Below are 5,859 nucleotides of genomic sequence, written 5' to 3'. Positions count from 1 at the left end.
TGGGCATCAAAATATACAACCATTCCATAACTTGCCTCCTTCCGACTACTTTTCGGACAATTCGCGGTGCTTGAGGTCAATGCCGATGTGCGTCATGACGACATCCGCCAGCCAACCCAGTATGCAACCTGTAACCGGGATAATGGCCATAGTCAGAATGGCAAAAAAGAAGTGGCTTTCATTATACATTTCAGCCCACCAATACAGTATGCCGTCAAGCTTGCGCGTATCGGCGACCACCACAACGTTGGCAACCTTGCCGCCGCCAGCAGCCAGGGCCGCGCCGGGCAATGCCGCAACCAGCAGCGCGCAACCTGTAAGCCATGTCCAGAGCCTCTGCATCCTTTTCATAACTTCCTCCACATCAAAATGTGACATCTCCACTTCAACCACATCTTACCCATTTTGCGATGACTCCCGTCGGGGGCAGGCACCGCCTCGTTGCCTCGAATGTGAAAGTATTAGCAAAGGCTGTGCCATTGCATAATTATTGCCTGAAATTGCGCCTTTTTTTCTATTTTTGCGCGAAAAATCTTGTCACGTGGGGGAATGTTTTTTATACTCAGCTCCAAGATTGCGCTTTTTTGCACAAAACAGGGGAGCACCATGCGCTTACACAGAACACTTCCCCAGGGCAGCTCGCTGGAATTCACGGCATTCTTTATGAATCGCAGCCTTGCAAGCCGTATGCTGATGCTGGGCTTGCCCCTGCTGGCGCTCGTACTGCTGATTATTTTTACTGCTACGGGCAGCAGCATTGAGGCCATTCTTGATCGCGCAATTGCGCGCAATGCACAGCTTCAGTCACAGGCAATGAGCCTTGCTCTGGAACAGGCGCTTGAAGAAACGCGCAATCAGCTTCTTATTCTCGCCGCTGGCTCCATGGATCAAAAAGACATGGCCAACCGGCTCAAATTCCGCGCCAAGGCTGGCGGCTTGCGATACAGGGAGCTGGCCTTTGAGGGTCTGGCCCCAGACAACCGCTATCTGCTTGTCAACACAGGCGGGGATATCATCACTGTTCCCATGCGGCAGGCCCTTGCCAGTCCCACCGGCCCCTTCCACTCCATTGCCTCGGAACACCGCACCGGCCACGTCAGCGTTGCCCAGCCCGTGGAAGTGACCTACTCCATGGTGCCGGTTAAGGGCAGCAACCAGAATATCACCCTGTATGTGCTGCGCTTTTCCACTCCGGTTCATGATGCGGAAGGCACGTTTGCCGGCTACCTGATGCTTTCTCTGGATCTGCGGGAGCTGCGGGATATCCTGTCCACCTACTCCGGCCCCAATGCCCCCATTGCCGCATCAGGCGATGAGGGGCGCGTGCGCACACTCTTTTTTGACCGGGATGGCTGGATGCTCTTTCAGTCCGAGGTGCCGGATGCTGGTCTGACCCAGCGCAGCCTGGGCACGGATGCCGTGCGCGCTGGCTTTATAGGCGATTTTGGCAGGCCGGGATTTAATACCGCATTCCGGCCCGGCCCTGAGCACATCAATTACTGGAACATGGTCTCCGATGTGCAGGAGGGCAAGTCAGGCCAGCTTCCCCTTTCTGAAAACAGCTCGCTGTGGAGCAGCAGCCAGATGCGGGTGGAGAGGGTAAGTTACGTGCCGGTGACCTTCAGTCCTGTTTCGCAGGCAACAATCGTACTGGGCGGTCTGGCGGTATTGGACACCAGTTTTACCACCACACGCACGGGCGTACAGCTCATGGGCATCTATGTGGGGGCCTTTGGTGGCGGCATGCTGCTTTTGGGTCTGAGCCTTTGGTGGCTTGCGCGGCAGACGGGCAGATCGCTCAACGCCGTAACGGCGGAGCTTGAACGCTGCAACGCCGAAGGGGATGACACTAATATAGATACGCCCCAACTGCCGCGAGAACTGGAACGGCTCAAAGCTGGCATAAACACCCTGCTTGAACGCTTGCGCTTTGCCGCTGAGGCGCGCCGCTTGCAAGCCGCGGAGGATGATGCCCAGCAGCAGCGCGAGCCGGTGGAAGATCTGCCGCATCCCGAAGACCTGCCCGTCAACAGCCTTATTGGCACATCACCCACCATGCTTGCCCTGTGCGACAATGTCCGCAAAGCTTCGCAGGTAATGGCCGATGTGCTGGTTGTGGGCGAAACCGGCACAGGCAAGGAACTGGTTTCCGAGGCCATCCACAGGCTCAGCGCGCGGGCTGCAGGGCCTTTCATTACCATCAACTGCGGCGCGCTGGACGAAAACCTGCTCATGGATACCCTTTTCGGGCATGTGAAGGGCGCATTCACCGAGGCGCGCGCACCGCGCAAGGGGGCTTTTCTGACGGCGCAGGGCGGCACCCTCATGCTGGATGAAGTGGGCAACGCGGCCCCCAAGGTACAGCAGGCCCTGCTGCGGGCGCTCTCCACCAGGCGAATCAGGCCGCTGGGCAGCGATGAAGACGTGCCTTTTGACACGCGCATCATTGCAGCTACCAATGCCTCCCTTTTAGATGATTCGCAGAAGGGTTCTTTCCGCGAAGATTTGTACTACCGGCTGGCCGTCATCACCATCAACACGCCGCCGCTGCGGGAGCGCAAGACGGATATTCCCTCGCTGGCGGTCTATTTTCTCTCGGAAGCTCTCAAGGCCAAGGCCAGGTTAAAAGCCGAAGGCGGGGCACAGCCCGCTGGCGGGCTGACTGCCATGACCGCCGCCATGCCGCAGGTCAGCAAGGGGGCCATGGCCAAATTGATGGACTACGACTGGCCCGGCAATGTGCGCGAATTGAAAAACACCCTCACTCGGGCCCTGACATTCTGCGAAGGTGGCATTCTACTTGCAGAAGATATTCAGCTTGGCGCGACCACCCAGCCGCAAAACGACGCAATTCCGGCAGGGCAGAACGAAACTACGGCAGCTCCTGCGCAGGAATCGCGCAAGCCGCAGGATGATCCTTGCGATCAGGGATTCTGCGCAACGCCCCCTGCCGAAGACCCAGCATCGGCAGAAGGTCTGCCCGGCAGGCTGGTCAGCCCTGCGGCCGCAGATATTCCCGTGCAGGCCCCTGTAAGCGCCCCTGCCCCACAGCCGCAAAACGAGGCCCCCGCGCAACTGGAGGCCCTGCTGCGCGGCAAGGACTCTGCGGACAAGCTCAACCGGCGCGTCATGGAGGTCTGGCCGACCATCGCGGCCTCGGGCAGCATCAGCAGGCAGGAATATCAAGAACTTGCCGGGAAAAATATTTCCATGCGCACGGCCCAGTACGACCTGCAATTGCTTGTGCAGCTGGGGCTTGTGCGCAAGGACGGACGCGGCCCTGCGCAGAGATATATTGTGATCGGGCAGGGACGCTGACAAGCAACGTTTACGCATCAGGCATTCAGCATCATCAGTTTCAGGGCATGACGAAAATCTGCGATCAAGGATATCCGTATGGCCTCTCTGCTGAAAAAACTCTTTGGCATTGCCCCCCGTGTTGGCCGCGAGGCGGCCATGGACGCTTTCAACAAGCGCTATGTCTCGTTCAAGGAACTGCTCCAGGCCAATGCGGATCTGGCCGGGGTAATGGCCGGGCTGGACGCCACCCTGCGCGGCGACAAGCACATGGAAACCAGCGAAGTGCGCAAGCAGGCCCGGCGGGCCATCTTCCACTGCGAGCGCATGGCCTCGACCCTGAGCGAGATGTCGGGCCAGTGCGACATTTCCCTGGGCAGCGCCGTGCATTCCATTGCCGCGCGCATCGAGCACGAGCTGGATCAGCACACGCGCGGCGATGTGCCGCAGTTTACCCTGCCCCTTTCAGAGGTTGACGCCAGCATGGCCTACAGTGTCGGCGGCAAAAACGCCAACCTCGGCGAACTGCGCAACATGCTCGACATGCCAGTGCCGCGCGGATTTTCCATCACTATCAGGGCTTGCAGCTACTTTTTGCTGCGCACGCCGGGCCTGTTCAAAAATCTCTTCCGGCTGCTGAAATCCATTGACCCGGAAAAACCCGCGCGGATTGCAGAAATTTCCCAGAGTATTGAGCAGCTTGTGCAGGAGGCCTCCATCCCGACAGAGGTTGAGCAGGCCCTGTTTGCAGAATGGGACGCGGCCTTCGGCAAGAACGCGGATGTGGTTGTGGCTCTGCGCTCAAGCGCCATTGCAGAGGACGGCGTGCAGTCCTTTGCCGGTCAGTACCGCAGTATCCTCGGCGTTACCCGCCAGGATCTGCTGTCCGCCTTCAAGAAGGTGGTTGCCAGCCTGTTTTCGCCCCGCGCCCTGACCTACCGCGCCGAGCACGGCTATGATCTGGACGCCACGGGCATGGGTCTTTGCTGTGTTGAAATGGTGCGGGCCAAGGCCGCTGGCGTGGCTTTTTCGCGCCACCCGGTAGACCTGCGCTCCAACGCCACTGTCATCAACGGTCTGTGGGGTCTGGGCGAAATGGTCGTGGACGGATCGGGAACCCCCGACCAGTGGCTTGTCTCCCGAGCCACAAAAAAAATCACCATGGCCACCATTGCCCACAAAACAGTGCGGCTTCGCCTTGTGCGCTCCAAGACCGGCCTTGTGGAAAGCACGCTCGAATCCGTTCCCGATCCTCTGCGGGATGTTCCCTGCCTCAGCGATGATCAGGTGCGCAAACTGGCAGAAATGGTCATGGAACTGGAACGGCACTACCAGTATCCACAGGATATGGAATGGGCCGTGGACGAAGACGACCAGATTATTTTGCTGCAAACCCGCCCCATGGGGCTGGACAGCGCCTCCGAGGAGCATTCGGCCCCGGCCCTGCGGCACCTGCGCCCCCTGCTTTCCGGCGGTGATATTGCAGCGCGGGGCGTGGGTTGCGGCCCTGTTGTCCATGTGGGCGAAGGGGAAGACATGACCCACTTTCCCGAAGGAGCGGTCATGCTGCTTGCCCACTCCTCGCCCAACGCCATGGCGGCCATGCGCCGCGCCTCGGCCATCATTGCCGAAACAGGCAGCCTCACCGGTCACATGGCTTCCATCTGCCGCGAATTTGGCGTGCCGACCATAATGAACCTGCCGGGCGCCAACAGTATTCTGGCCGAGGAGCAGATCGTCACAGTGGATGCGCTCACCGGCAGAATTTTTGACGGCGAAGTGCAGGAACTGCTGGCTCTGCGGCTGGTGAAGCCCCAGGCCAGACCCAGCAGCCCGGCCCTGGTGCTTTTGCGGCGCATCGCACCCTATATTCTGCCGCTGCATCTGGTGGATCCCCGCGCGGATACCTTCACTCCCCGCCACTGCACATCATTGCACGACATCATGCGCTATGTGCACGAATTGAGCTATTCCCAGATGTTCCAGATATCCGACAGAGTTACAGACCACTGCGCGGGCGTTGCCAGCAAGCTGGCCTGCACGGTGCCGCTTGATCTGCACGTGATTGATCTGGGCGGCGGGCTGCGCAATCCGGAATCTCGCCAGGTAACGCCCAATGATGTGCTGAGCGTGCCTTTCAAGTGCGTGCTTGACGGCATGCTCAATCCGGCGGTGCAGGCTCGTGGCCCACGGCCTGTAAATATGCGCGGTTTTCTTTCGGTCATGGGGCAGACCGCCATTGGCTGCAATGAGGAGGGCTGCTCTCGCTTTGGTCAGCGCAGCTATGCCATAGTTTCTGACCGCTACCTCAATTTTTCATCCCGCGTGGGCTACCACTACGCCATTCTTGACTGCTGGTGCGGCGAAACCCTGAGCAAGAACTACATCCGTTTTGAATTTGCCGGGGGTGCGGCTGCCAATGCCCAGCGCGTAAGGCGTGTGCAGTGCATAGGCCTGATCCTCAAAGAGCTGGGCTTTACCGTTGAGATAACGGGTGATAGACTGCGGGCACGTTACCAGAAATACCCCAGGCATGAGCTGTGCGCGCGCCTGGATCAACTG

Annotated in this window: 3 protein-coding genes; 2 read left to right on the top strand and 1 reads right to left on the bottom strand. The window is 59.3% G+C overall.

Annotated elements, in window-relative coordinates; translation table 11 throughout:
• Positions 1-45: 45 nt before the first annotated feature.
• Positions 46-351: a DVU0150 family protein gene (locus VEZ52_RS11035; protein WP_192112853.1), complete on the bottom strand. Its 306-nt coding sequence runs from the start codon at positions 349-351 to the stop codon at positions 46-48.
• Between the two features lie 255 nt (positions 352-606).
• On the opposite strand from VEZ52_RS11035, the gene VEZ52_RS11030 reads away from it, so the two are divergent.
• Together VEZ52_RS11030 and VEZ52_RS11025 are read left to right on the top strand one after the other, a co-directional pair.
• The gene (locus VEZ52_RS11030; RefSeq protein ID WP_324836856.1) at positions 607-3,318 is read left to right on the top strand and encodes a sigma 54-interacting transcriptional regulator; all 2,712 of its coding nucleotides are present in this window, start codon (positions 607-609) and stop codon (positions 3,316-3,318) included.
• A 78-nt stretch (positions 3,319-3,396) separates the two neighbouring features.
• Positions 3,397-5,859, top strand: a 2,463-nt coding sequence (locus VEZ52_RS11025) for a PEP/pyruvate-binding domain-containing protein (protein ID WP_324836855.1), incomplete at its 3' end; no start/stop codon positions are given.

This window comes from Desulfovibrio sp. (genome assembly GCF_035644575.1).
GTDB lineage: Bacteria > Desulfobacterota > Desulfovibrionia > Desulfovibrionales > Desulfovibrionaceae > Desulfovibrio.
Note: the sequence above shows the minus strand (reverse complement) of the source record. Positions and strands in the feature narration are given on the sequence as shown.

What these genes read in the sequence shown, in the direction of transcription:
- VEZ52_RS11035 (WP_192112853.1), bottom strand. Translation starts at nt 351, where the DNA reads ATGAAAAGGATGCAGAGGCTCTGGACATGGCTTACAGGTTGCGCGCTG.
- VEZ52_RS11030 (WP_324836856.1), top strand. Translation starts at nt 607, where the DNA reads ATGCGCTTACACAGAACACTTCCCCAGGGCAGCTCGCTGGAATTCACG.